Annotated in this window: 18 protein-coding genes and 2 tRNA genes; 4 read left to right on the forward strand and 16 right to left on the reverse strand. The window is 72.4% G+C overall.

Annotated elements, in window-relative coordinates; translation table 11 throughout:
* Positions 1-75: 75 nt before the first annotated feature.
* From clpX to ACWDCZ_RS32365, 5 genes are all read right to left on the reverse strand, one after another.
* Positions 76-1,365 carry an ATP-dependent Clp protease ATP-binding subunit ClpX gene (gene clpX, locus ACWDCZ_RS32345; RefSeq protein WP_045696864.1) on the reverse strand — a complete coding sequence of 430 codons (1,290 nt, stop codon included), beginning with the start codon at positions 1,363-1,365 and terminating at the stop codon, positions 76-78.
* 278 nt (positions 1,366-1,643) lie between these two features.
* Complete coding sequence (locus ACWDCZ_RS32350; protein ID WP_049648953.1) at positions 1,644-2,306, reverse strand: ATP-dependent Clp protease proteolytic subunit; 663 nt, start codon at positions 2,304-2,306, stop codon at positions 1,644-1,646.
* A 56-nt stretch (positions 2,307-2,362) separates the two neighbouring features.
* Positions 2,363-2,983, reverse strand: a complete 621-nt coding sequence (locus ACWDCZ_RS32355; protein WP_049648988.1) for an ATP-dependent Clp protease proteolytic subunit — start codon at positions 2,981-2,983, stop codon at positions 2,363-2,365.
* Positions 2,984-3,251: 268 nt separating this feature from the next.
* Entirely contained in the window at positions 3,252-4,643 is a 1,392-nt protein-coding gene (tig, locus tag ACWDCZ_RS32360; protein ID WP_049648954.1) for a trigger factor, read from the reverse strand.
* Positions 4,644-4,948: 305 nt separating this feature from the next.
* Positions 4,949-5,022 (reverse strand) — tRNA-Pro (locus ACWDCZ_RS32365).
* A gap of 182 nt (positions 5,023-5,204) precedes the next feature.
* Here ACWDCZ_RS32365 and ACWDCZ_RS32370 point away from each other — a divergent pair.
* Positions 5,205-5,275, forward strand: a tRNA-Gly gene (locus ACWDCZ_RS32370).
* Positions 5,276-5,381: 106 nt separating this feature from the next.
* On the opposite strand, the gene ACWDCZ_RS32375 is transcribed toward ACWDCZ_RS32370, so the two are convergent.
* On the reverse strand, positions 5,382-5,939 hold the full coding sequence (locus ACWDCZ_RS32375; RefSeq protein WP_449817708.1) for a DUF6197 family protein: 558 nt from the start codon (positions 5,937-5,939) through the stop codon (positions 5,382-5,384).
* Between the two features lie 189 nt (positions 5,940-6,128).
* Here ACWDCZ_RS32375 and ACWDCZ_RS32380 point away from each other — a divergent pair, with 189 nt between their 5' ends.
* Positions 6,129-6,920, forward strand: coding sequence for a DUF6348 family protein (locus ACWDCZ_RS32380; protein ID WP_143204453.1), 792 nt, complete (start codon positions 6,129-6,131; stop codon positions 6,918-6,920).
* A gap of 35 nt (positions 6,921-6,955) precedes the next feature.
* Here ACWDCZ_RS32380 and ACWDCZ_RS32385 read toward each other — a convergent pair whose 3' ends face one another.
* The 4 genes from ACWDCZ_RS32385 to ACWDCZ_RS32400 all read right to left on the reverse strand — a co-directional run bounded on the left by ACWDCZ_RS32385 (position 6,956) and on the right by ACWDCZ_RS32400 (position 10,393).
* Entirely contained in the window at positions 6,956-7,153 is a 198-nt protein-coding gene (locus ACWDCZ_RS32385; protein ID WP_049648957.1) for a hypothetical protein, read from the reverse strand.
* Between the two features lie 520 nt (positions 7,154-7,673).
* Entirely contained in the window at positions 7,674-8,900 is a 1,227-nt protein-coding gene (locus tag ACWDCZ_RS32390; RefSeq protein WP_079271718.1) for a SpoIIE family protein phosphatase, read from the reverse strand.
* Between the two features lie 328 nt (positions 8,901-9,228).
* Positions 9,229-9,714, reverse strand: coding sequence for a ribose-5-phosphate isomerase (locus ACWDCZ_RS32395; protein WP_049648958.1), 486 nt, complete (start codon positions 9,712-9,714; stop codon positions 9,229-9,231).
* A 79-nt stretch (positions 9,715-9,793) separates the two neighbouring features.
* A complete protein-coding gene (locus ACWDCZ_RS32400) occupies positions 9,794-10,393 on the reverse strand; it encodes a biotin transporter BioY (protein WP_074000683.1) in 600 nt (199 codons plus the stop codon).
* 266 nt (positions 10,394-10,659) lie between these two features.
* On the opposite strand from ACWDCZ_RS32400, the gene ACWDCZ_RS32405 reads away from it, so the two are divergent.
* Positions 10,660-12,087, forward strand: a complete 1,428-nt coding sequence (locus ACWDCZ_RS32405; protein WP_117487765.1) for an amino acid permease — start codon at positions 10,660-10,662, stop codon at positions 12,085-12,087.
* Positions 12,088-12,153: 66 nt separating this feature from the next.
* On the opposite strand, the gene ACWDCZ_RS32410 is transcribed toward ACWDCZ_RS32405, so the two are convergent.
* Positions 12,154-12,786: a mycothiol-dependent nitroreductase Rv2466c family protein gene (locus ACWDCZ_RS32410; protein ID WP_049648961.1), complete on the reverse strand. Its 633-nt coding sequence runs from the start codon at positions 12,784-12,786 to the stop codon at positions 12,154-12,156.
* Positions 12,787-13,012: 226 nt separating this feature from the next.
* Between ACWDCZ_RS32410 and pepN the strand changes: the two genes are divergently transcribed.
* Positions 13,013-15,577 (forward strand): aminopeptidase N, encoded by a 2,565-nt coding sequence (gene pepN, locus ACWDCZ_RS32415; protein ID WP_449817709.1) that lies wholly within the window; start codon positions 13,013-13,015, stop codon positions 15,575-15,577.
* A 128-nt stretch (positions 15,578-15,705) separates the two neighbouring features.
* Here pepN and ACWDCZ_RS32420 read toward each other — a convergent pair whose 3' ends face one another.
* The 5 genes from ACWDCZ_RS32420 to ACWDCZ_RS32440 all read right to left on the reverse strand — a co-directional run bounded on the left by ACWDCZ_RS32420 (position 15,706) and on the right by ACWDCZ_RS32440 (position 20,892).
* Positions 15,706-16,005, reverse strand: coding sequence for a putative quinol monooxygenase (locus tag ACWDCZ_RS32420; protein WP_049648963.1), 300 nt, complete (start codon positions 16,003-16,005; stop codon positions 15,706-15,708).
* Positions 16,005-16,970 (reverse strand): NAD-dependent epimerase/dehydratase family protein, encoded by a 966-nt coding sequence (locus ACWDCZ_RS32425; RefSeq protein WP_049648964.1) that lies wholly within the window; start codon positions 16,968-16,970, stop codon positions 16,005-16,007. The genes ACWDCZ_RS32420 and ACWDCZ_RS32425 overlap by 1 nt, the downstream gene beginning before the upstream one ends.
* 69 nt (positions 16,971-17,039) lie before the next feature.
* Positions 17,040-18,296: an MFS transporter gene (locus ACWDCZ_RS32430; protein ID WP_074000679.1), complete on the reverse strand. Its 1,257-nt coding sequence runs from the start codon at positions 18,294-18,296 to the stop codon at positions 17,040-17,042.
* Entirely contained in the window at positions 18,293-19,642 is a 1,350-nt protein-coding gene (locus tag ACWDCZ_RS32435) for an amidohydrolase family protein (RefSeq protein ID WP_388044121.1), read from the reverse strand. Before ACWDCZ_RS32435 ends, ACWDCZ_RS32430 begins: the two co-directional genes overlap by 4 nt.
* Positions 19,639-20,892 (reverse strand): ATP-grasp domain-containing protein, encoded by a 1,254-nt coding sequence (locus ACWDCZ_RS32440; protein ID WP_049648966.1) that lies wholly within the window; start codon positions 20,890-20,892, stop codon positions 19,639-19,641. Before ACWDCZ_RS32440 ends, ACWDCZ_RS32435 begins: the two co-directional genes overlap by 4 nt.
* Positions 20,893-21,014 lie beyond the last annotated feature (122 nt).

A 21,014-nucleotide genomic window follows, 5' to 3' on the forward strand; every position in this document is an offset into this window, starting at 1 on the left:
CCGTCGAACTCCGCGAGTCCGACGAGGGCCACCTCATCCTCCGCACCACACCCTCCTCGTGGCGTCGGCCTCGGGTCAGGCGCTCTTCTCCCGGCGCTCGCGCTTGATCATGTCGCGCGGCACCAGGGTGGGGATGGCGTGCTTGGAGACGACGTCCCCGGTGACCACCACGCGGGCGACGTCCTGGCGCGAGGGGACCTCGTACATCACGGACATCAGCACCTCCTCCATGATGGCCCGCAGCCCGCGCGCGCCGGTGCCGCGCAGGATCGCCTGGTCGGCGATCGCCTCCAGCGCGTCCCGGGAGAACTCCAGCTCCACGCCGTCCAGTTCGAACAGCTTGCGGTACTGCTTGACCAGCGCGTTGCGCGGCTCGGTGAGGATCTGGAGCAGCGCCTCGCGGTCCAGGTTGTGCACGCTGGTGATCACCGGCAGACGGCCGATGAACTCGGGGATCATGCCGAACTTCACCAGGTCCTCGGGCATCACCTGGCGGAAGTGGTCGCTGGCGTCCGACTCCCGCTTGGAGCGGATGTTGGCGCCGAAGCCGATGCCCTTGGCACCCGCGCGGCCCTCGATGATCCGCTCCAGGCCGGCGAACGCGCCGCCGACGATGAACAGCACGTTCGTGGTGTCGATCTGGATGAACTCCTGGTGGGGGTGCTTGCGGCCCCCCTGCGGCGGCACCGACGCGGTGGTGCCCTCCAGGATCTTCAGCAGGGCCTGCTGCACGCCCTCGCCGGAGACGTCCCGGGTGATCGACGGGTTCTCGCTCTTGCGCGCGACCTTGTCGATCTCGTCGATGTAGATGATCCCGGTCTCGGCCTTCTTGACGTCGTAGTCGGCCGCCTGGATCAGCTTGAGCAGGATGTTCTCGACGTCCTCGCCGACGTAGCCGGCCTCGGTCAGCGCGGTGGCGTCCGCGATCGCGAACGGCACGTTCAGCATCCGGGCCAGGGTCTGCGCCAGCAGCGTCTTGCCGGAGCCGGTGGGGCCCAGCAGCAGGATGTTGGACTTGGCCAGCTCGATGGCGTCCTCGCGGCCGTTGCCCCCGCTGCGGCCCGCCTCACCCGCCTGGACCCGCTTGTAGTGGTTGTAGACGGCGACCGACAGCGCCTTCTTGGCGAGGTCCTGGCCGACCACGTACTGGTCCAGGAACTCGTAGATCTCGCGCGGCTTCGGGAGCTCCTCGAAGCGCACCTCGGAGGTCTCGGCGAGTTCCTCCTCGATGATCTCGTTGCACAGGTCGATGCACTCGTCGCAGATGTACACGCCTGGGCCGGCGATCAGCTTCTTCACCTGCTTCTGCGACTTGCCGCAGAACGAGCACTTGAGCAGGTCGCCACCGTCTCCGATGCGTGCCACGAGGTGCTTCCCCTTCGCCAGGGGCCCCGCAGGGGTTCCGGGGCCTGGTGCTGTGGACCGTCAACGCCGACGGCGCTCGGTCTCGCTATCCGACGGTACTCTGCCGGGCCCGTGATTCCGTCCTCTTCGCCAGGTCTGCCCTACGCCCTGGGCGAATTGATACCGAACAGATGCCGTCGCACGGGCCCGCCGATGGGCCGGGGCGGGGTGCGCACCCGTGTGCGCACCCCGCCCCGACGGGCCCCGCCGACCCGCTCGCGGGCCGGAGGGAGCCGACCTCAGGAGGTCAGCGAGGTCTTGCGGGTGGAGATGATCTGGTCGATCAGGCCGTACTCGGCGGCCTCCTCGGCGGTCAGGATCTTGTCGCGCTCGATGTCCTCGCGCACCTGCTCCGCCGTCCGGTTGGAGTGCTTGGACAGCATCTCCTCCAGCTGCTCGCGCATCCGGAAGATCTCCTTGGCCTGGATCTCCAGGTCGGACACCTGGCCGCGGCCGGTCTCGGTGTACGGCTGGTGGATCAGGATCCGGGCGTTCGGCAGCGCCATCCGCTTGCCGGGGGTGCCGGCCGCGAGCAGCACGGCCGCGGCGGAGGCCGCCTGGCCCATGCAGACCGTGGTGATGTCCGGCTTCACGTACTGCATGGTGTCGTAGATGGCCGTCAGGGCCGTGAACGAGCCGCCGGGCGAGTTGATGTACATCTGGATCTCGCGGTCCGGGTCCATCGACTCCAGGCACAGCAGCTGCGCCATGATGTCGTTCGCCGAGACGTCGTCGACCTGCGAGCCGAGGAAGATGATGCGCTCCTCGAACAGCTTGGCGTACGGGTCGTACTCGCGGATGCCCTGCGTGGTGCGCTCGACGAAGCGCGGGACGATGTAGCGGCCCTCGGCGCGCATGTCCTCGACGCGGGCCTGGGCGGCCGACAGGCTGGGGATGTTCATGGGGGTCCTTGTCCTCCGAGGCGTTGGGGCTGTGGTGTCGCGGGCCGGGCCGAGGCTCAGGCAGCGCCCGTGCCGCCGCCGCCGGGGACGTCCGCGGCGCTGTGCATGATCGCGTCGATGAGGCCGTACTCCAGGGCCTCCTCCGGGGTGAACCAGCGGTCGCGGTCGGAGTCGGCGGTGATCTGCTCGAAGGACTGGCCGCTGTGGTGCGCGATCAGCTCGGACATCCGCTTCTTGGTGCGGAGCAGCTGCTCGGCCTGGATCCGGATGTCGGTGGCGGAGCCGCCGAGGCCCGCGGAGGGCTGGTGCATCAGGATCGTGGAGTTCGGCAGCGAGAAGCGCTTGCCCGGGGCGCCCGCGGTGAGCAGGAACTGGCCCATCGAGGCCGCCATGCCCATCGCGATGGTGACGACGTCGTTCTTGATGTACTGCATGGTGTCGTAGATCGCCATGCCGGCCGAGATCGAGCCGCCCGGGGAGTTGATGTAGAGGAAGATGTCCTTCTCCGGGTCCGCGGCCAGCAGCAGCAGCTGCGCGGTGATCTTGTTGGCGATGTCGTCGTCCACCGCCTGGCCGAGGAAGATGATCCGCTCGTTGAGCAACCGGTTGTAGACCTGGTCGCCAAGGCCGCCGAGCACGTCACCAGCGGCGGCGTGCGGTGCCATCGGGCCAGGCATCTGCATCTGCGGGAACGTCACTTAGCCACCTGCTCAGTCGATTTGGACGGTCGCTCCACGGCCGTCGCGGTGTCGCACAGCTTCCGGGTATCACGTCGTGATTGTTGCTGTCCAAGGACCCTAACGCGCAGGCCCGGCCGCAGAATCCCTCACGCAGAACTGTTCGCTGTGAGCGCAGGGTCGCGGCGGCCGCCGGGCCGGACGACAGCGGGCCCGGACACCGTACGGCGTCCGGGCCCGCTGCGGCCGGAAGGGGCTACCGGGGCGCTCAGGCCTCGGTCTTCTCCTCGGCGGCGGTCTCCTCGGCGGCGGCCTCGACGGTCTCGGCCGTCTCGTCCTCGTCGTCGAAGTTGACCTCGTTGCCCTCGGTGTCGACGACCTTGGCGGCCTCGACCACGGTGGCCAGCGCCTTGCCGCGGGCGACCTCGCCGACCAGCAGCGGAACCTGGCCGCCCTGGACGACCTGCTGCGCGAACTGGTCCGGGGTCAGGCCCGAGCCGGCGGCGCGGCGGATGAGGTGCTCGGTGAGCTCCTCCTGGTTAACACCCAGCTCCTCGTTGGCGACGATCTGGTCCAGGACGAACTGGGTCTTGATGCCCTTCTTCGCCTGCTCCTCGATCTCCGCGTCCCACTCCTCGCGGGTCTTGCCCTGGGTCTCCAGGTACGCGTCGATGGTGAGGCCCATCGGCTGGAGCTGGTGGTGCTCCACGTTGTGCTTGCGGGTCTCGACCTCGTCCTTGAGAAGCTTCTCGGGGTACTCGATCTCAACCAGCGCGAGCAGCGCGTCCAGGACCTTCTCCTGGGCCTGGGTGGCCTGGTCGTACTCCTTCATGCGCTCCAGGCGCTTGCGGGAGTCGGCGCGCAGGTCCTCCAGGGTGTCGAACTCGCTGGCCAGCTGGGCGAACTCGTCGTCCAGCTCGGGCAGCTCCTTCTCCTGGACGGCGGTGACGGTGACGGAGACCTCGGAGGTCTTGCCCGCCTGGGTGCCACCCTTGAGCTCGGTCTCGAAGGTCTTCTCCTCGCCGGCCGACAGGCCGATGACGGCCTCGTCGATGCCGTCGATCAGACGGCCCGAGCCGATCTCGTAGCTGACGCCGTTGGCGGTGCCGTCCTCCGGCACCTCGCCGTCGACCTTGGCCACCAGGTCGACGACCACGATGTCACCGGCGGCGGCGGCGCGCTCGACGTCCTTGACCGAGGAGAAGCGCTCGCGCAGCTGCTCCAGCGACTTCTCGATGTCCTCGTCGGAGACGGCGATCGGGTCGACGGTCACCTCGATGGAGGAGAACTCCGGCAGGGTGACCTCGGGACGAACGTCCACCTCGGCGGTGAACTTCAGGTCGCCGCCATCGGCGATCTTCTCGACACCCTCGATGTTGGTGATGTCGGGCTGTCCGAGGACCTCGATCTTGCCCTCGTCGACGGCCTGCGTGTAGAAGCGCGGCAGGGCGTCGTTGACGGCCTCCTCCAGCACGGCGCCACGGCCGAAGCGCTGGTCGATGACCCGGTTCGGGATCTTGCCCTTGCGGAAGCCCGGGACCGAGACCTGCTGGTTGATCTTCTTGTACGCCGCGTCGAGGCTGGGCTTGAGCTCCTCGAAGGGCACCTCGACGGTGAGTCGAACCCGGGTCGGGTTCAGAGTCTCGACGGCGCTCTTCACGGTTAGGTCTCCTAGGGGCTTGCGGTCAGGTTGTCTCCGCCCGTCCCCGTCGTCCGGACGGAGCCGGAAGGGGGGTCGGACGAGACGGGCGATGGGCGGTTGGAGCTGCATCTCCCGTGGGGTGGACGGTGAGCTTGACTCCTCGCCCTCGTGCGGTTGACCTGGGTTGACGCCACAGGGACTACCGCCAGCGCCCCATCCTACCGGTACCACCAAAGGCGGACGCCAGGCGCCACCGTACCGCCGTCCGGGAGCGCCGAGACAGAACAGGGCCCCGCCCCTACGGACGAGACCCTGCCGCACTGTCGGGGTGACCGGATTCGAACCGACGGCCTTCCGCTCCCAAAGCGGACGCGCTACCAAACTGCGCCACACCCCGTGGTGCCGAGAGGAAGCGTACACGCCGGGCCTGGGCGGCTCGCCGACACAATCCGCCCGGGCGCGACGCGGGATATACCGCGCGGGCGCGCAGGGGGTGTGCGCGATCCGGTGTGCACGCGGGCGGCCGGACCAGGTAGGCTGTCCCCCGAACTTCCGGCCGGTGACGGCTGGGAAGGTCGTGCGGGCGTAGCTCAATGGTAGAGCCCTAGTCTTCCAAACTAGTCACGCGAGTTCGATTCTCGTCGCCCGCTCTCCGGTCCGGCCCCGGTGTGCCCAGCACACCGGGGCCGTCGACGTTTTCCCGCCCGGAAACCCCCGGAAGCGTCGCGGGGGCCTCCCCGGAGGCGCCGCGGGGCCTCAGAGCCCGAGCCGGGCGGCCCGGGCGGCGGCCCGGTCCAGCAGCTGGTGGACGTCGCCCTCCCGGGTGGTCGGGCGGTCGTTGTACTCGTCCGGGGAGCGCGCCGGGCGGCCGGTGGCGTGCAGCACCTCCATCAGCTGGACCCGGGCGGTGCGCACGGTGGCCGGGGTGCCGTAGCCGTGCGCCAGGACGGCGGCCTGCGCGCCGAGCAGGCAGACCCGGCCGGCCTCGTCCCACATCGCGCCCTGGAGCCAGCCGTGCGCCCCGATGTAGCGGGAGGCGAGCCTGAGGTGGTCGGCCGCCGCGACCGGGACGGGCCGGGCGGGCCGGCCCAGCGCCCGGTCGAGCAGGGTCGCCCGGGGCTCGGGGTGGCCGGCCTGCCAGGGCCGCATGGTGCTGCCGTACGGGCAGACGTACGGCACCGGGGTGCGCGCGGGGGCGGGCAGCGAGGCGAGGTAGGCCTCGATCTCGGCGACCAGTCCGGAGTCCGCGGGGCCGAACGGCGGCGGACCGGGGGCGAGGAGGACGGGCGGGGGCGGGGCGGTACTGCGGGGCATGCGGGTCCTCCGGGCGGACGGCCTTCAGGTTCCGCTGCCCAAAGTGGGGCATGCCGGACATTTCCGCGACCGGAGGGCCGCAGGGTCCGCACGGTTTCCCGGTGGGCTGCCAGGCCGATAGCCTCGGCGGCGTTCGAGCGGAGTTCGAGCGCGACCTCATCCGCGCGCTCCCGAGGTGGAGGAGTCCCGGTGGGTCCTCAGGAGCGGCTGGCCGTCATACAGCGCTGTGTGGTCCGCGAGATGGCGCGGCTGGGCCAGGTGTTCCGCCCGGACGGCGAGGTGGTCCGCGGCCCCGGCACCACGGCGGTGGCGGTCCGCGAGCACCCCGGGGACGACGGCGCCGGGCACGTGGACCTCGGCTTCGTGCTGCACCTGGGCCGGGCGGACGCCCCGGTGGTGTGGGACTGCGCGGCCGGCCTCGGCAAGACCGAGGAGGAGAAGCTCGCCAACGCGGTGAAGATGTGGGCGACCACCACCGCCCCGGTGCTGGTCGAGTTCGCGGAGGGCCGCGGGGTGCACGCCGACCGCCCGGCCCTGCCCGAACTCCCGGGCTGGCGGGCGGTGCAGGGGCCGGCCGCGGTGTTCGGCTTCGGCAACGAGCACCTGGCGGGCTGGCTGGCCGAGCACCGGGTGCTGCCGGCGCTCGCGCCCGCGCTGCGCGCGGAGTTGACCGGGACCGGGCCGGTGGGCGTCAAGCTCTTCCTGGGCGGCAAGGCGGGGGACGACGTCGCCGAGGTCCGGGTGGGCGGCGAGGTGTCGGAGGCGGCCTCGGCGGCGCTGCGCGCGCTGGACTGGCCGCGGGGTGAACGGCTGTGCTGGGCCCGGCTGTTCGTCCTGCTGACGGCCGAGCCGGCGGCGTCGGGGCAGCACACGTCGGCGGGTGCCGTGGCACCCGCACCGATGCGTGTCCCGGCCCCGGCGGCCGCGCGCCCCCGGGGACTGTTCGCTCGCTGGCGGGAAGCCAGACGGGCCGGCCGGTAGCCCCGCGGCGGGGGTGCGGACGGCCCGGCGCCGGATCAGCCTCCGGTGATGCCGGAGATGCTGTGCGCGAGGTTGGCCAGCAGGGAGTTGATGGAGGTCGCGACCGTGGTCTCGTGCAGCATGAAGCCGAACAGGGCGGCGACGATCGCGTGCGGGATCTTCATCTGCTTGTTGCGGATGAAGATGATGCACAGGATCGCGAACAGGACCAGTGCGGAGACGGAGAGTGCCACCCGGACTCACTTCCTCGTTTTCATAGCGTGGTGCCGCCGCCCGGCGGCACCTGCGAAAGCCGGACCCCGGCCTGTCCGACGGTCCCGAGGCGGAATCGCGGACCGTCCGGCACACCGCCGGTGAGGGAGCCCGCGGTCGACCGCTGTCTGTCGTGCCGCACGTGACGCCCCCTATCCCCCGAATCCTGAACAGTCCCGCCCGGACTCAGTGTGGTCGACCGTGCCGATTGCGTAAAGGTCTGAAAGTCAGCCCAACGCCGATATCCTGCGATGCGAGACGAGTTTCCGCCGACCGGGACGATAGCGGAGCCGTCCTGACGAATCGTCGGCGGGGCCGTGCTGAGCGGCCGGGAAACCGTCGGGGGCGGGTAACGGAAGCCAGTGGTCCGGTCAGTCGACGGGGCGTCCGATTTGGCTGAAGATCAGCTGCCAGGCTTGACAGCCGCGGCTGCCTCCGGCATGTGCCCCGGCGACGGGGGCCGGGCGGGCGTCGGCGGGCGTCGGCGGGCGTCGGCGGGCGTCAGTCGCGCCAGAGCAGCAGCACGGCGCGGTCGTCGTTGATGTCCCGGGCGACCGTCTCGATCAGCGCGCCCGCGGCGCCCGCGCCCGTGCCGGGTCCGCCGCCGGGCACCAGCCGGTCCGCCTCCCCCATCAGCCGGTCCATGCCCTCCCCGAGGTCCCGGCCCGGCGCCTCGACCATGCCGTCGGTGCACAGCATCAGCACGTCGCCCCGGTTCAGCCGGCCGCGCACGCCCTCGAACTTGGCGCCGTCGTAGATCCCCAGCAGCGGGCCCTCGGCCTGCTTGACCTCCCAGCGCCCCTCCCCGGCCAGCCGCTGCATGCCCGGCAGGTGCCCGGCCGAGAGCAGCTCGTACTCGCCGGTGTCCAGGTCCAGCACCAGGTGGACGGCGGTGGCGAAGCCCTCCTCCCAGGACTGGCGCAGCAGGTAGCCGTTGGCGGCGGGCAGGAAGTCGTGCGCGGGCAGCGAGCCGACCAGGCCGCCGAAGGCGCCGGAGAGCAGCAGGGCGCGGGAGCCGGCGTCCATGCCCTTGCCGGAGACGTCCGCGAGGACCACCTCCAGCAGCCGCTGGCCGGGGCCGGTGCGCGCGGCGACCACGAAGTCGCCCGAGAAGGACTGGCCGCCGGCCGGGCGCAGCGCCATGTCCGCGTGCCAGCCGTCCGGCAGCTCGGGCACCCGGCTCTGCACCCGCAGCCGCTCGCGCAGGTCGAACAGCATGGTGGAGCCGCCCCACCAGGGCACGCCGACCCGGGCCCGGAACTGGGCGAGCAGCAGGCCGCCCACGCCGGCGGCGCCGACCACCAGGGCCGCACCCGGGGTCACCCCGTAGAGGTACGCCTCGGGGTTGTTGCTGGCGACCCGCTGGCCGGTGTGGATCACGGACTCGGAGGAGAGGCCGAGGGCGGCCAGCGCGTAGAGCACCACCAGGCTGCCGGGGCGCAGCAGCAGGGCGCCGGCCAGGATCGGCAGGACCAGGGAGGTGGGCGGGGCCCAGCCGGGGATCCAGATGTTGAGCATGATCAGCAGCGGGACGAGCAGGGCGAGCGCGCAGAGCACCGGCCAGTCGGCGGCGCCGCCGCGGAAGTAGTCCACCCCGGCCGTGCGCAGCCTTCGGCGGACCCGGCGGAGCCTCTTGCGCAACCGGGCCGTCACGGACTCGGACGCCGGGGCGGCGCCGGGCCTCGTCGCAGTCGTCTGGGGCGGTGTGCCCGGCGCTCTGCCAGCCATGGGGTCCGACCCTATCCACGGGCACCGCCCGGCGTCGACGGGACGGGGGCGGGCGGTGGCGCCGGAGCGCGGGGCGTCCACCGGGTTTCGGCCGATCGGAACGGTTGCGGGCGTGCCGTCAGGAGGCCTGCGCGGGTTGGGCGTACGAACCGTGCGGGCGGCGCGTGCGCCCCGCGCGCGGGGGTTCCGGCGCGCGGGGGCCTGTGGCCGATCCCACAGGCGGCGCGGGGCCGTTCCGGGCGCGTCACGCGCTTCCGGGGCCCGGAGACGGCGGCGGCCGGTCGCACGGGAGCGTGCGACCGGCCGCCGGAGAGGGTGGGTGGCGGGATCAGCCCTGCGGGTGGTGGGCCGGGATCGGCGGGAGCTCGCCGGTGGTCTCGTACTCGCTCAGCATCTCGATCCGGCGGGTGTGCCGGGCCTCGCCGCTGTAGGGGGTCTTGAGGAAGACCTCGACGAAGCCGGTGGCCTCCTCGACCGTGTGCATGCGGCCGCCGATGGAGATCACGTTGGCGTTGTTGTGCTGACGGCCGAGCTCGGCGGTCTGCGCGCTCCAGGCCAGCGCGGCCCGGACGCCCTTGACCTTGTTGGCGGCGATCGCCTCGCCGTTGCCCGAGCCGCCGATGACGATGCCCAGGGCGTCCTCGTCGGCGGCGGTGCGCTCGGCGGCGCGCAGGCAGAACGGCGGGTAGTCGTCCTCGGCGTCGTAGATGTGCGGCCCGCAGTCGACCGGCTCGTGGCCGGCCCCCTTGAGCCACTCCACGAGGTGGTTCTTCAGTTCGTATCCGGCATGGTCTGAGCCCAGGTACACGCGCATGCCATGAGTGTGGCATGCGCGTGCGCCCGGGCCCGACAACGGGGGCGCCGGCGGGGAGCGGTCGGCGCGGCGGGGGTGGTCAGCGCCGGCCGAGCAGCTTCCAGGCCAGCGGCAGGGCGCCGGCGGCGAGGGCGGCCTTGAGGGCGTCGCCGACCAGGTACGGGTAGAGGCCGAGCTCGGCGGCGCGGGCGAGCGGGACGTGCAGCGACAGGGCGAGGTACGGGACGCCGACCGCGTAGATGGCGAGGCTGCCGAGGACCATGGTGACGGCGGTGTTGACCGGGGTGCGGTCGGCGCCCCGGCGGGCCAGCGCGCCGGTCAGGGCGGCGGCGACGACGAAGCCGAGCACGTAGCCGAAGGTCGGGAACGCCCAGCCGGTGGCGCCGCCGGTGAACCAGGGCAGGCCCGCCATGCCGGCCAGCAGGTACAGCACCAGCGAGGCGGCGCCGCGGCGGGTGCCGAGCGCGGTGCCGACCAGCAGGGCGGCGAAGGTCTGGCCGGTGACCGGGACCGGCGAGCCGGGGACGTTGACCGACAGCTGGGCGGCCACGCCGGTCAGCGCGGCGCCGCCGGCCACCAGGGCCAGGTCGCGGGCCTGGGCGCCGAGGCGGGTGGAGGCGGCGGGCAGCAGGTCGGCGAGGACGGCGCGGCGCGGTATCGGGGTGGTGGCAGTGGCCATCGGGGCTCCTCCGTGAGAGTCCAGGTGAGTGAACACCTGTGAACCTACGTGGTGATCCACTGGGCGAACGGCACGGTTTCGGACAAACCCCCGCCCTCGGGCGTTGTCGGAACCGACTCGGGACAACCCCTGGTCACAACATGATCACTTTGGGTTTCGGCATGGTCCGCATACTGGGCCCGAACCGATCATCTTTGGCATGGACAGCGGCGGCGCCGGATATTGGACAGCTCATGTCGCATACCGCACAGTCTGGAACCACCCCTATGGCCCCCACTTCCGCCCCTCCGGCGCCCGGGACCCCCGACGGCACCCGACCGGCCGCGGCCCCGGCGCCGGGTGGCCAGCAGCTCACCCACGGCCTGAAGCAGCGCCACCTGTCCATGATCGCCCTCGGCGGCGTGATCGGCGCCGGCCTCTTCGTCGGCTCCGGCGCCGGCATCGCGGCCGCCGGCCCGGCGATCATCCTGGCGTTCGTGCTCTCCGGCCTCCTGGTCATGCTGATCATGCGGATGCTCGGTGAGATGTCCGCCGCCCGCCCCGCCTCCGGCTCGTTCTCGGTGCACGCCGAGAAGGAGATCGGCCCCTGGGCCGGGATCACGGCCGGCTGGATGTACTGGGTGATGCTCTGCTGCGGCGTCGCCGCCGAGGCCACCGCCGCCGGGAAGATCGTCAACGGCTGGATACCCGGCGTCTCCGCCTGGGTCTGGGTCGCCCTGTTCATGGCCTTCTTCTGCGCCAGCAACCTCACCGCGGTGAAGAACTTCGGCGAGTTCGAGTTCTGGTTCGCCGCCATCAAGATCACCGCGATCATCGCCTTCCTGGTCCTCGGCGGGCTCGGCATCGCCGGGGTGATCGGCCCCGGCGCCCCCGGCGCGCACAACCTCACCGGCGAGGGCGGCTTCCTGCCCAACGGCGTCAGCGGGCTGATCGTCGGCCTGCTCGCCTCGGTCTTCGCGTACGGCGGTCTGGAGACCGTGACCATCGCCGCCGCCGAGTCCGACGACCCCAAGAAGAACGTCGCCAACGCCGTGCGCACCGCGGTGTGGCGGATCGCGATCTTCTACATCGGCTCGATGGCCCTGGTGGTCACCCTGGTCTCCTGGAAGGACCCGAAGGTCGTCGCGGACGGCCCGTACGTCACCGTGCTGAGCCACCTCGGGGTGCCCGCCGCCGGACTGATCATGCAGGTGGTGGTGCTGGTCGCGCTGCTGTCCGCGATGAACGCCAACATCTACGGCGCCTCCCGGATGGCGTACTCGCTGGTCGGCCGCGGCCAGGGCCCCAAGGCGCTGGCCAAGGTCGGCGGCGGGGTGCCGCGCAGAGCCGTCCTGGCCTCCTGTCTGTTCGGCTTCGGCGCCGTGCTGGCCGCCAAGTTCTGGCCGGACACCGTGTTCACCTGGCTGATGAACACCACCGGCGTGGCGATCCTGGTGGTCTGGCTGTTCATCTGCGTGGTCCAGCTGCGGATGCGCCGCCGGCTGGAGCGCGAGGCCCCCGAGCTGCTCACCGTGAAGATGTGGGGCTACCCGTACCTGACCTGGATCGCGATGGCCGCCGTGGCCGGCATCCTCGCCCTGATGACCACCACCGAGGGCAACCGCCAGCAGCTGTACGCGGCCGGCGTGCTGGTCGCGGCGCTCACCGTCGCCGGGCTGCTCAAGCAGCGCCGGGACGCCGCCGCGCTCCGCTGACCTCCCCGCGCACGCGGCAGGGCCCGGTACCGAGCGGTACCGGGCCCTGCCGCGTGTCCGGCGCCGTTACTCGAAGGACGGGCCGGCCGTACGGGTGCGCTTGATCTCGTAGAAGCCCGGGGTGGAGGCCACCAGCAGGGTGCCGTCCCACAGCCGGGCCGCGGCCTCGCCCTTCGGGGCGGGGGTGACCACCGGGCCGAAGAAGGCCACCCGCTCGCCGTCCGCGCCCTCGACCGCGATCACCGGGGTGCCGACGTCCTCGCCGACCAGGGTGATGCCCTCCTGGTGCGAGGCGCGCAGGGCCTCGTCGTACGCGTCCGTGTCGGCCGCGCCGGCCAGCTCGGCGGGCAGGCCCGCGGCCACCAGGGCGGCCTCGACGGTCTCCCGGTTCTGCGGCAGGCCCTGGTTGTGGAAGCGCACGCCCAGCTCGGTGTAGAGCCGTCCGAGCACCTCCGGCCCGTGCTGCTCGGCGGCGGCGACGCAGACCCGCACCGCGCCCCAGGCGTTGTCCAGCAGCTCCCGGTAGTTCTCCGGGAGGTCCCGGTGCTCGTTGAGCACCGACAGGCTCATCACGTGCCAGCGCACGTCGACCGGACGCACCTGCTGGACCTCGATCAGCCAGCGGGAGGTCATCCACGCCCACGGACAGGCCGGGTCGAACCAGAAGTCGGCGGTCTTGCGCTCAGCGGCAGTCGTCACTGCGGGTGCCCTTCGTGAGGTGGTCCGGGACACGGAGGAGTTCCGCCCCGGGAACGCCAACACCCGCCCCGCACCGCTGATTCCGGTGCGAACGCGGCGGCCTGTGCAATGGTACTGACGCCGCGGGGCGTGAAAGGATGACCCCGCGTGCGCGGGGCACACCCCGCGCCGAGACCGCACCACCCACAGGCGCACCACCGTGCGAGCCGGACAAAGGAGTACCGCCGTGCCGGGCAAGAACCTCAGCCGCGACGAGGCGCAGCAGCGGGCCAGCATCCTGGCCGTGGACGGCTACCAGGTCCGGCTGGACGTGACCTCGGCCCCGGACCGGGAGGCCGGCACCTTCCGCTCCACCACCACCGTCACCTTCCGCTGCTCCCAGCCCGGTGCGGACACCTTCCTCGACCTGCTCGCCCCCGCCGTCCGCTCGGTCACCCTCAACGGCCGCGCCCTCGACCCGGCCACCGCCTACGACGGCGCCCGGGTGCACGTCGACGGCCTGGCCGCCGAGAACGTGCTGACCGTCGAGGCGGACTGCGCCTACAGCCGCACCGGCGAGGGCCTGCACCGCTTCGTCGACCCGGTGGACGGCGAGACCTACCTCTACACCCACTACGAGCCGGCCGACGCCCGCCGGGTGTTCGCGAACTTCGAGCAGCCCGACCTGAAGGCCCCGTTCACCTTCACCGTGACCGCCCCGGCCGCCTGGGACGTGCGCTCCAACGCCCCGCACGAGGACGTCACCGAGCAGGACGGCGCCCGCACCTGGGAGTTCGCGCCGACCAGGCCGATCTCCACCTACCTCACCGCCGTCGTCGCCGGCCCGTACCACGTCGCCCGCGACCACTACCGCCGCGAACTGGCCGACGGCACCGCGCTGGAGATCCCGCTCTCCGCGATGTGCCGCAAGTCGCTGGCCCCGTACTTCGACGCGGACGAGATCCTCGGCGTCACCAAGCTCGGACTCGACTTCTTCCACGAGCAGTTCGACTACCCGTACCCCTTCGGCAAGTACGACCAGGCCTTCGTCCCCGAGTACAACATCGGCGCGATGGAGAACCCCGGCTGCGTCACCTTCCGCGAGGAGTACGTCTTCCGCTCGAAGGTCACCGACGCCGCGTACGAGGCCCGGGCCAACGTCATCCTGCACGAGATGGCGCACATGTGGTTCGGCGACCTGGTCACCATGCGCTGGTGGGACGACCTGTGGCTGAAGGAGTCCTTCGCCGACTTCATGGGCTCCTACGGCCTGATCGGCGCCCGCACCCGCTACTCCTCGGCCTGGGTCACCTTCGCCAACCAGCGCAAGGCCTGGGCCTACCGGCAGGACCAGTTCCCCACCACCCACCCGATCACCGCGGACATCCGGGACCTGGAGGACGCCAAGCTCAACTTCGACGGGATCACCTACGCCAAGGGCGCCTCCGTCCTCAAGCAGCTGGTGGCGTACGTCGGTTCGGAGGCGTTCTTCGAGGGCGCCCGCCGCTACTTCAAGCGCCACGCCTTCGGCAACACCGAGCTGGGCGACCTGCTGGAGGTGCTGGAGGAGACCAGCGGCCGCGACCTCAAGGCCTGGGCCGCCGCCTGGCTGCAGACCTCCGGGGTCAACGCGCTCACCCCGCAGGTCACCACCGACGCCGAGGGCCGGATCACCGAGCTGGCCGTGCTCCAGGACGGCGACGTGCTGCGCCCGCACCGGATCGCGGTCGGCCTGTACGACCGGGACGCGGACGGCGCCCTGGTCCGCACCGGGCGGATCGAGCTGGACGTCACCGGCGCCCGGACCGTCGTCACCGAGGCCGCCGGCCTGCCCCGCCCGGCGCTGGTGCTGCTCAACGACGACGACCTGACCTACTGCAAGATCCGCTTCGACGAGGAGTCGCTGGAGAACCTGCGGGCCGGCCTCGGCGAGATCCGCGACGAGCTGGCCCGGGCGCTGACCTGGTCCGCGGTCTGGAACCTCACCCGGGACGGCCTGATGCCGGCCCGCGACTACGTCGCCCTGGTGCTGCGCTTCGCCGGCCGGGAGGGCAACATCGGCGTGCTCCAGTCGCTGCACGCCCAGGCCAAGACCGCCGTCGACCTGTACGCCGACCCGGCCTGGCGCGGCGAGGGCGGCCGGCTGCTCGCCGACGGCGCCCTGCGCGAGCTGCGCGAGGCCGTCCCCGGCAGCGACCACCAGCTGGCCTGGGCCCGCTTCCTCGCCCAGACCGCGGGCGGCGCCGAGCACCTCGGCCTGGTCCGCGGCCTGCTGTCCGGCAGCGCCCGGATCGACGGCCTGGAGGTCGACCAGGACCTGCGCTGGTCGCTGTGGCTGGCGCTGGCCGCGGCCGGCCAGGCCGCCGACGAGGAGCTCGACGCCGAGCTGGCCGCCGACAACACCGCGAGCGGCAAGCGGCACCACACCCAGTGCCTGGCCGCCCGGCCCACCGCGGAGGCCAAGGCCGCCGCCTGGTCGGCCGTCATCGACTCGGACGAGCTGCCGAGCGCCCTGGTCGAGGCCAACACCGGGGGCTTCTCGATCCCCTCCCAGCGCGACCTGACGGCCCTCTACGCGGCGCCGTACTTCAAGCTGCTGGAGCGGGTCTGGGCCGACCGGACCATCGAGATCGCGATCCGGATCGTCGGCGGCTTCTTCCCGCTCGCCCAGGCGTCCGAGCAGACCCTGGCCGAGGCCGACGGCTGGCTGGCCGGGCACCCGCAGGCCGCGCCGGCGCTGCGCCGCCTGGTGCTGGAGCGCCGGGACGACCTGGCCCGCGCGCTGCGGGCGCAGGCCTGCGACCGGATCTGACGGGCCGCCGTACGCCGCACCGACCGCGCCGCGACAGCCGTACGCGGTAGAGGCCGTGGGCCCCGGCCGTTCTCCGGCGCGGCCGGTGCACTCAGCCGGCGCGCTCGGCCAGCGCGCTCAGCCGGTGCTCAGCCGGCGCTCACGGAGACCGGAACGCTGGGGTGCACCTCGCGCTCGACCCGCGGCAGGATGTCCGGGATGTAGACCTTCTGGATCGCGTCGCCGCCGTCGTGCGCCTCCCAGGCCTCCCGGGTCGCCCAGCGCTCCACCAGGACGAAGCGGCCCGGGTCGTCCTGCGAGTGGTACGCCTCCCAGCTGACGCAGCCGTCCTCGGCGAGGCACAGCGGCCGCATCCGGGCCAGGGCGTCGGCGACCGCCGGGACGCCGTCCGGCTCGGTGACCCTGACGATGACGATGAGGTCGAACATCACTGCTCCTTGGCGGTGGTGGGATCGGTGTCGGCGGCGGCGGCCCGGCCGAGCGCGGGCAGCCACTCGGCGATGGGGGTGAACCGGTAGCCGAGCGAGGCGGCCCGGTCGGCCGACATCGCGAAGTCGGCCGGGCAGGAGAACGGGGACAGGTCGGGGTCGCCCGCCGGGTCCTCCTTCTCGATGACCTGGGCCGTCAGCCCGGTCGCCCCCTCCACCGAGGCAACGACATCGTAGACGTCGGCGGTGTCCGGGGAGGCCACGTTGACCGCGCCGGTCACCTCGTTCACGGCCGCCCAGGCGAGGAAGCCGGCCGCGTCCTCGGCCCGCACCAGCGAGGTCCGGCCCGGCCCGGCGTGGGCCACGATCGGCCGCCCGTCCCGGATCCGGTCGACGTGGAAGCGGTAGCGGCCGGTGAAGTCGCCCTCCTCGGCCAGCACGTGGGCCACCCGGGCCAGCAGCACCGGCACCCGGGCGCGGTCGGTCACCGCGGCCTCGGCCTGGCGCTTGCCCTCGCCGTAGTTGGCCTCCAGGTAGTCGTCGTCCTGCCAGGGCAGGGTGAGGTCGTACGGGTAGCCGGCCGGGTCGAGCTCCTCCTCGCGGGCGAGCGCGCCGAACTCCGGTGCGGCGACCGGCCCGCGGAAGGTGTCCCGGTTGTAGACCTCGATGGTGCTGGTCAGCACCAGCTTCCCGGCCCGGTCCCCGAAGGCCTCGCAGGCCTCCACGGCGGCGTTGGGGGTGTAGCACATCTGGTGCACCACGGCGTCGAACCGCTCCCCGGCGACCGCCTCGGCCAGCTCGCCGGGACGGTTGACGTCCGCGCGCAGCCGCCGGACGGAGTCCCCGAACGGGTCCGGGGTCCGGCCGCGGGTGACGAGGGTGACGCGGTGGCCGGCCGCCAGCAGCCGGCGCACCAGCAGCTTGCCGAAGTAGCGGGTCCCGCCGATGACGCAAATGTCTGCCATCTGCTCTTTCCTGTCTCTTTCTCTCTCGTTCCGTCCGCGGCCCCGCGACGCGCGACCGCTCGGGTTCTGTCAGGCGGACGCGGCGCCCACGGCGTCCGAGGTGCCCGCCTCCGCCTCCTGGGCCGCCGCGGCCTCGGTGCCCTCCGCCCGGCCCACCAGGCAGACCACCGCGCAGCCGGCGGCCACCACCGCGTCGACGTACCAGTTCGCGCCCGGCACCCCGGCGGAGCGCGACAGGTCGAACAGCACGCCGGCGAGCACCGAGCCGGCCATGTTCCCGGCGCTGCGGAAGAAGTGCATCGCCCCCATCGCCTTGGCGAGTTGGCGCTCGGGGACCTTGCGGGCGATCCACATGTCGAAGGACGGCACGAAGAGGATCTCGCCCAGCACCACCGTCAGCGCCCCGACCACCACCCAGGCCGCGCCGCGCCCCGCGCCGAGGGCGGTGAACGCCACCGTCATGCCGGTGAGGCCGATCGCCATCACCACGGCCGGGCTGAACCGGCCGATCAGGAACTTGAACACCGGGTACTGGAGCACCAGGATGCTCAGCCCGGTGATCCAGAACGGCGAGGACGGCGCCCACTGCGGCACGTACCGCTCCATGTGCAGCGGGATGCCGACGATGAAGCCGATCGACAGGAACCAGAACACCGCCGACAGCAGGAAGTAGCGGGTGGCGCCCCGGATGTCGATGCCCTTGAACACCGCGGTGGAGAACAGCGGCTTGCGGGCCGCCGCCCCGGCCCCGGGCTCCACCGGCGCCGGGGGCTGGAAGCCGTCCCGGGGGATGAAGGACGAGGCCGCCAGGCAGAACGCGAGGAAGATCGCGAACACCACCGAGAACAGGGTGCGCAGTTCGACGTCGGCGAGCACGGCGCCCAGCATGGCGCCGCCGAACACGCCCACCTGACCGGCCATCTGGAAGGTCGAGAAGGCCTTGGGGCGCTCGTCGTCGGGGTAGGAGGCGAGGACGTTCTTCAGGCCGGGGAAGGAGGTGCCGGAGCCGAAGCCGATGAAGAAGGCGAGCACGGCGTAGACCAGCACCCCGGTGCCGAAGCCCATCAGGCCCAGCGCCACCGCCTCCAGGGCGGTACCGAGGAAGACCGCACCGCGGATGCCGATGCGCAGCGCCACGCCCTCGTAGAAGAAGGTGGCGAGCAGCCGCCCGACGTACGTCATGGCCATCACGACGCCGGCCCAGAAGCCGCTGTCCACCCCGCCGAGCGAGGCCACCAGCACGGGGAACCAGATGTAGCTGCCGGTGTTGGCGAGCAGGATGCCGGCGTTGACGCCGATCAGCGCCCGCTTGCGGTCGACGGTCACAGGGCCGCCCCCTCCTTCGTGTCGTGCGTCGTCGTGCCGGCCGCCGCGGCGGCGCGGAGCCCGGCGATGGCCCGGGCGACCGCCTCGCGGTCGATCGGCGTCCCCCGCACGACGGTGGCGGTGGGCAGCGCGGAGAGCGGCCGGCCCGGGGCGTGCAGGTTGTAGGTGGCCGGCGCCCCGACGCTGATCGGGTGGGCGGCGCCGGACTCGCCGCGCAGCTCGTCGAAGTAGCGCCGGCCGCCGACGGTGGCCTGGTGGCGCAGCGCGTCGGCGAGCGAGGGGTCGTCCCCGCGCAGCAGGTCGAGCTCGCCGAGCAGGGAGTAGCCGTGGTAGGCACCGGTGTTGCCCGAGTCGGTGCCGACCAGCAGGTTGCCCTCGCGCAGCGCGGCCAGCGCGTTGCGGCGCATGTCGCCCAGCGCGCCGGTGCGGGTCTCCTGGAGGCCGTAGGTGATCCCGTACGGCTGCTCCAGGCCGCGGACCGCGTCCAGGTTGCGGACGTCCTGGGTCTCGGCGAAGCCCTCGCGGCCGTACGCGGCGAGGAAGTCGTCGGCCGTCATGACCATCGGGCGCAGCCCGGAGAGGGTGGAGACGAACCGGGCGCCGGCCAGGTCCTTCCACTCGGCGTCGCCGAGGGTGCGGTCGCGGACGGTGTGGGCGAAGAGCCGGAAGCCGCAGTCGTAGGCCCAGCGGGTCTCCTCCAGCGTGTTGCAGTCGATCACCGCGGTGATGCCGCGCTCGGCGGCGATCCGCGCGGTGAACCGCAGCACCCGCTCCGACAGCCGGGAGAAGCGCACCTTGGAGCCCGGCTGCTCGGTGCCGTCGGTGAACATGACCTTGAGGAAGGTCGCGCCGCGCTCGGCGTTGTTGCGCAGCGCCTGGTCGAGGTCGGCCTCGACCGCGAGCATGTACACCGGGGTCGGGAACTCCACGCCGTGGCCGGAGAGGCCCGCCGCGTTGGTCATCGCCGTCACCGCGTAGCCGCAGTGGACCAGTTCGGGGTACGGCAGGTCCGAAGCGGCCCGGCCGGCCTCCCAGGCGTCGGCCACCATCGGGTAGCCGAACATGTCCACCACGTGGGTGACGCCGTGGTAGAGGTACTGGAGGGCGATGATCCGCGGGTCCTCGGCGGTGTCGTCGAAGTTGGCGGGCAGGGCGATGTGGGCGTGGGTCTCGGTGTAGCCGGGCCACAGCTCCGGCTCGTCGCCGCGGCGGGTGCCCGAGGGCTCGATCCGGGTGAAGACCCCGTCCTCGACGGTCACGTCGAACAGCGCCTCGGCGTCCAGGGCGGGGACGGCCACGCCCGACAGTACGGCGGGCCGCCGCTGCTCGGGGGTGGCCGCGCTCACCGGGCCACCTCGACCGACAGGCGCAGGTCGATGCGGTCCAGGCCGTCCTGGCAGCGCTTGGCGGCCTCGTCCCGGTCGCCGCCGGTGAAGATGATGTGGCCGATCCAGTCGAAGTTGCTGCGGGACAGCCGGTTCACGGCCGTGCCGGGCTTCTTGTAGCCGAGGGCGCTGTGGAAGCCGGGCAGGTCGGTGAGGGCGTCGAAGCCGATCGCCTCGACCGTCCCGGCGACCGGGGAGCCGAACCAGTGGCCGCTGGCCGTGGTCTCGCGGGGGAAGGCCAGCTCGGGCCGCTCGCCGAGGGCCTGGCGGATGACCTCCAGGTACGGGTCCACGCCGGAGGTGATCTCCATCAGGGTCGGCACGATCCCGCCGGCCAGGCGGCCGTTGACCTCGCACAGCACCGGGCCGTCCGGGCCGAGCAGCCACTCGGTGTGGATGAAGCCGAAGTCCACGCCGAGCCCGTTCAGCACGGCGGTGGTGGCGGCGAACAGCTCCTCCTGGAGCGGGTGGCCGCTGAAGTAGGTGAGGCCCATCTCGATGAAGTACGGGAACCCGCTGAGCGAGCGGTCGGTCAGGCCGAGGTTGACCACCTCTCCCCCGGCGAGCACGCAGGACTCGACGGAGATCAGCTCGCCGGTGACGAACTCCTCGATGACGATCTCCGGGATGCGCACGACGCCGCGCCCGTAGTCGGCGACCTGGGCCAGCTCGGCGAGGTACTCGCGCAGGTCCGCCTCGTCCTTGAGGTGCAGGACGTGGAGGCTGGCGGTGCCGTCGGAGGGCTTGGCCACGCAGGGGAAGCCGACCTCGCGGACGGCGGCCTCCACCTCGGCCGGGTCGGTGGCCACCGCGAAGCGCGGCTGGCGGATGCCGGTGCCGGCCAGGGTGGTCCGGGTCAGGTGCTTGTGCCGGGCGTTGCGGGCGCCGTCGACGCTCATGCCGGGCAGGCCGAGCGCCTCGGCGACGGCGGCGGTGTGCACGGTGTGGTACTCGCTGTACGTGGTGACGCCGTGGATCGGCTTGGCCTCGTGCAGCCGCCGCGCCAGGTCGGTCAGCTCGTCGAGGGAGAAGGCCTGCTCGCTCTTGACGACCTGGCAGTTCGGGTGGGCGTAGGCGGCCTCGGTCAGCGGCGAGACGCTGAGGTAGAAGTCGGGGTCGACCGAGACCAGGGTGACGTCGTGGCCCAGTTCCAGGGCGTTCGCGATACCGGCGATCCCGTTCGGGTTGCACTCGATCATGAGGATGTGCATGGCTGTGCTCCTTTTCGGACTGTGGCGGATCAGGGGATGACGGGGGGCGGGGGCGCGGCGGACGCGGGCCCCGGCGGCTCAGCGGACGCAGGCTCCGGAGGCGGCCGGCAGCCGGCCGGCGC

The organism is Kitasatospora sp. NPDC001225, from assembly GCF_053597855.1.

Excerpts from the sequence above, each read along its gene's own strand:
- ACWDCZ_RS32350 (WP_049648953.1), bottom strand. The coding sequence starts at position 2,306 with ATGAACATCCCCAGCCTGTCGGCCGCCCAGGCCCGCGTCGAGGACATG.
- ACWDCZ_RS32390 (WP_079271718.1), bottom strand. The coding sequence starts at position 8,900 with ATGGCTGGCAGAGCGCCGGGCACACCGCCCCAGACGACTGCGACGAGG.
- ACWDCZ_RS32420 (WP_049648963.1), bottom strand. The coding sequence starts at position 16,005 with ATGTTCGACCTCATCGTCATCGTCAGGGTCACCGAGCCGGACGGCGTC.
- ACWDCZ_RS32440 (WP_049648966.1), bottom strand. The coding sequence starts at position 20,892 with ATGCACATCCTCATGATCGAGTGCAACCCGAACGGGATCGCCGGTATC.
- ACWDCZ_RS32355 (WP_049648988.1), bottom strand. The coding sequence starts at position 2,983 with ATGCCTGGCCCGATGGCACCGCACGCCGCCGCTGGTGACGTGCTCGGC.
- ACWDCZ_RS32425 (WP_049648964.1), bottom strand. The coding sequence starts at position 16,970 with ATGGCAGACATTTGCGTCATCGGCGGGACCCGCTACTTCGGCAAGCTG.
- ACWDCZ_RS32405 (WP_117487765.1), top strand. The coding sequence starts at position 10,660 with ATGGCCCCCACTTCCGCCCCTCCGGCGCCCGGGACCCCCGACGGCACC.
- ACWDCZ_RS32375 (WP_449817708.1), bottom strand. The coding sequence starts at position 5,939 with ATGCCCCGCAGTACCGCCCCGCCCCCGCCCGTCCTCCTCGCCCCCGGT.
- ACWDCZ_RS32395 (WP_049648958.1), bottom strand. The coding sequence starts at position 9,714 with ATGCGCGTGTACCTGGGCTCAGACCATGCCGGATACGAACTGAAGAAC.
- ACWDCZ_RS32400 (WP_074000683.1), bottom strand. The coding sequence starts at position 10,393 with ATGGCCACTGCCACCACCCCGATACCGCGCCGCGCCGTCCTCGCCGAC.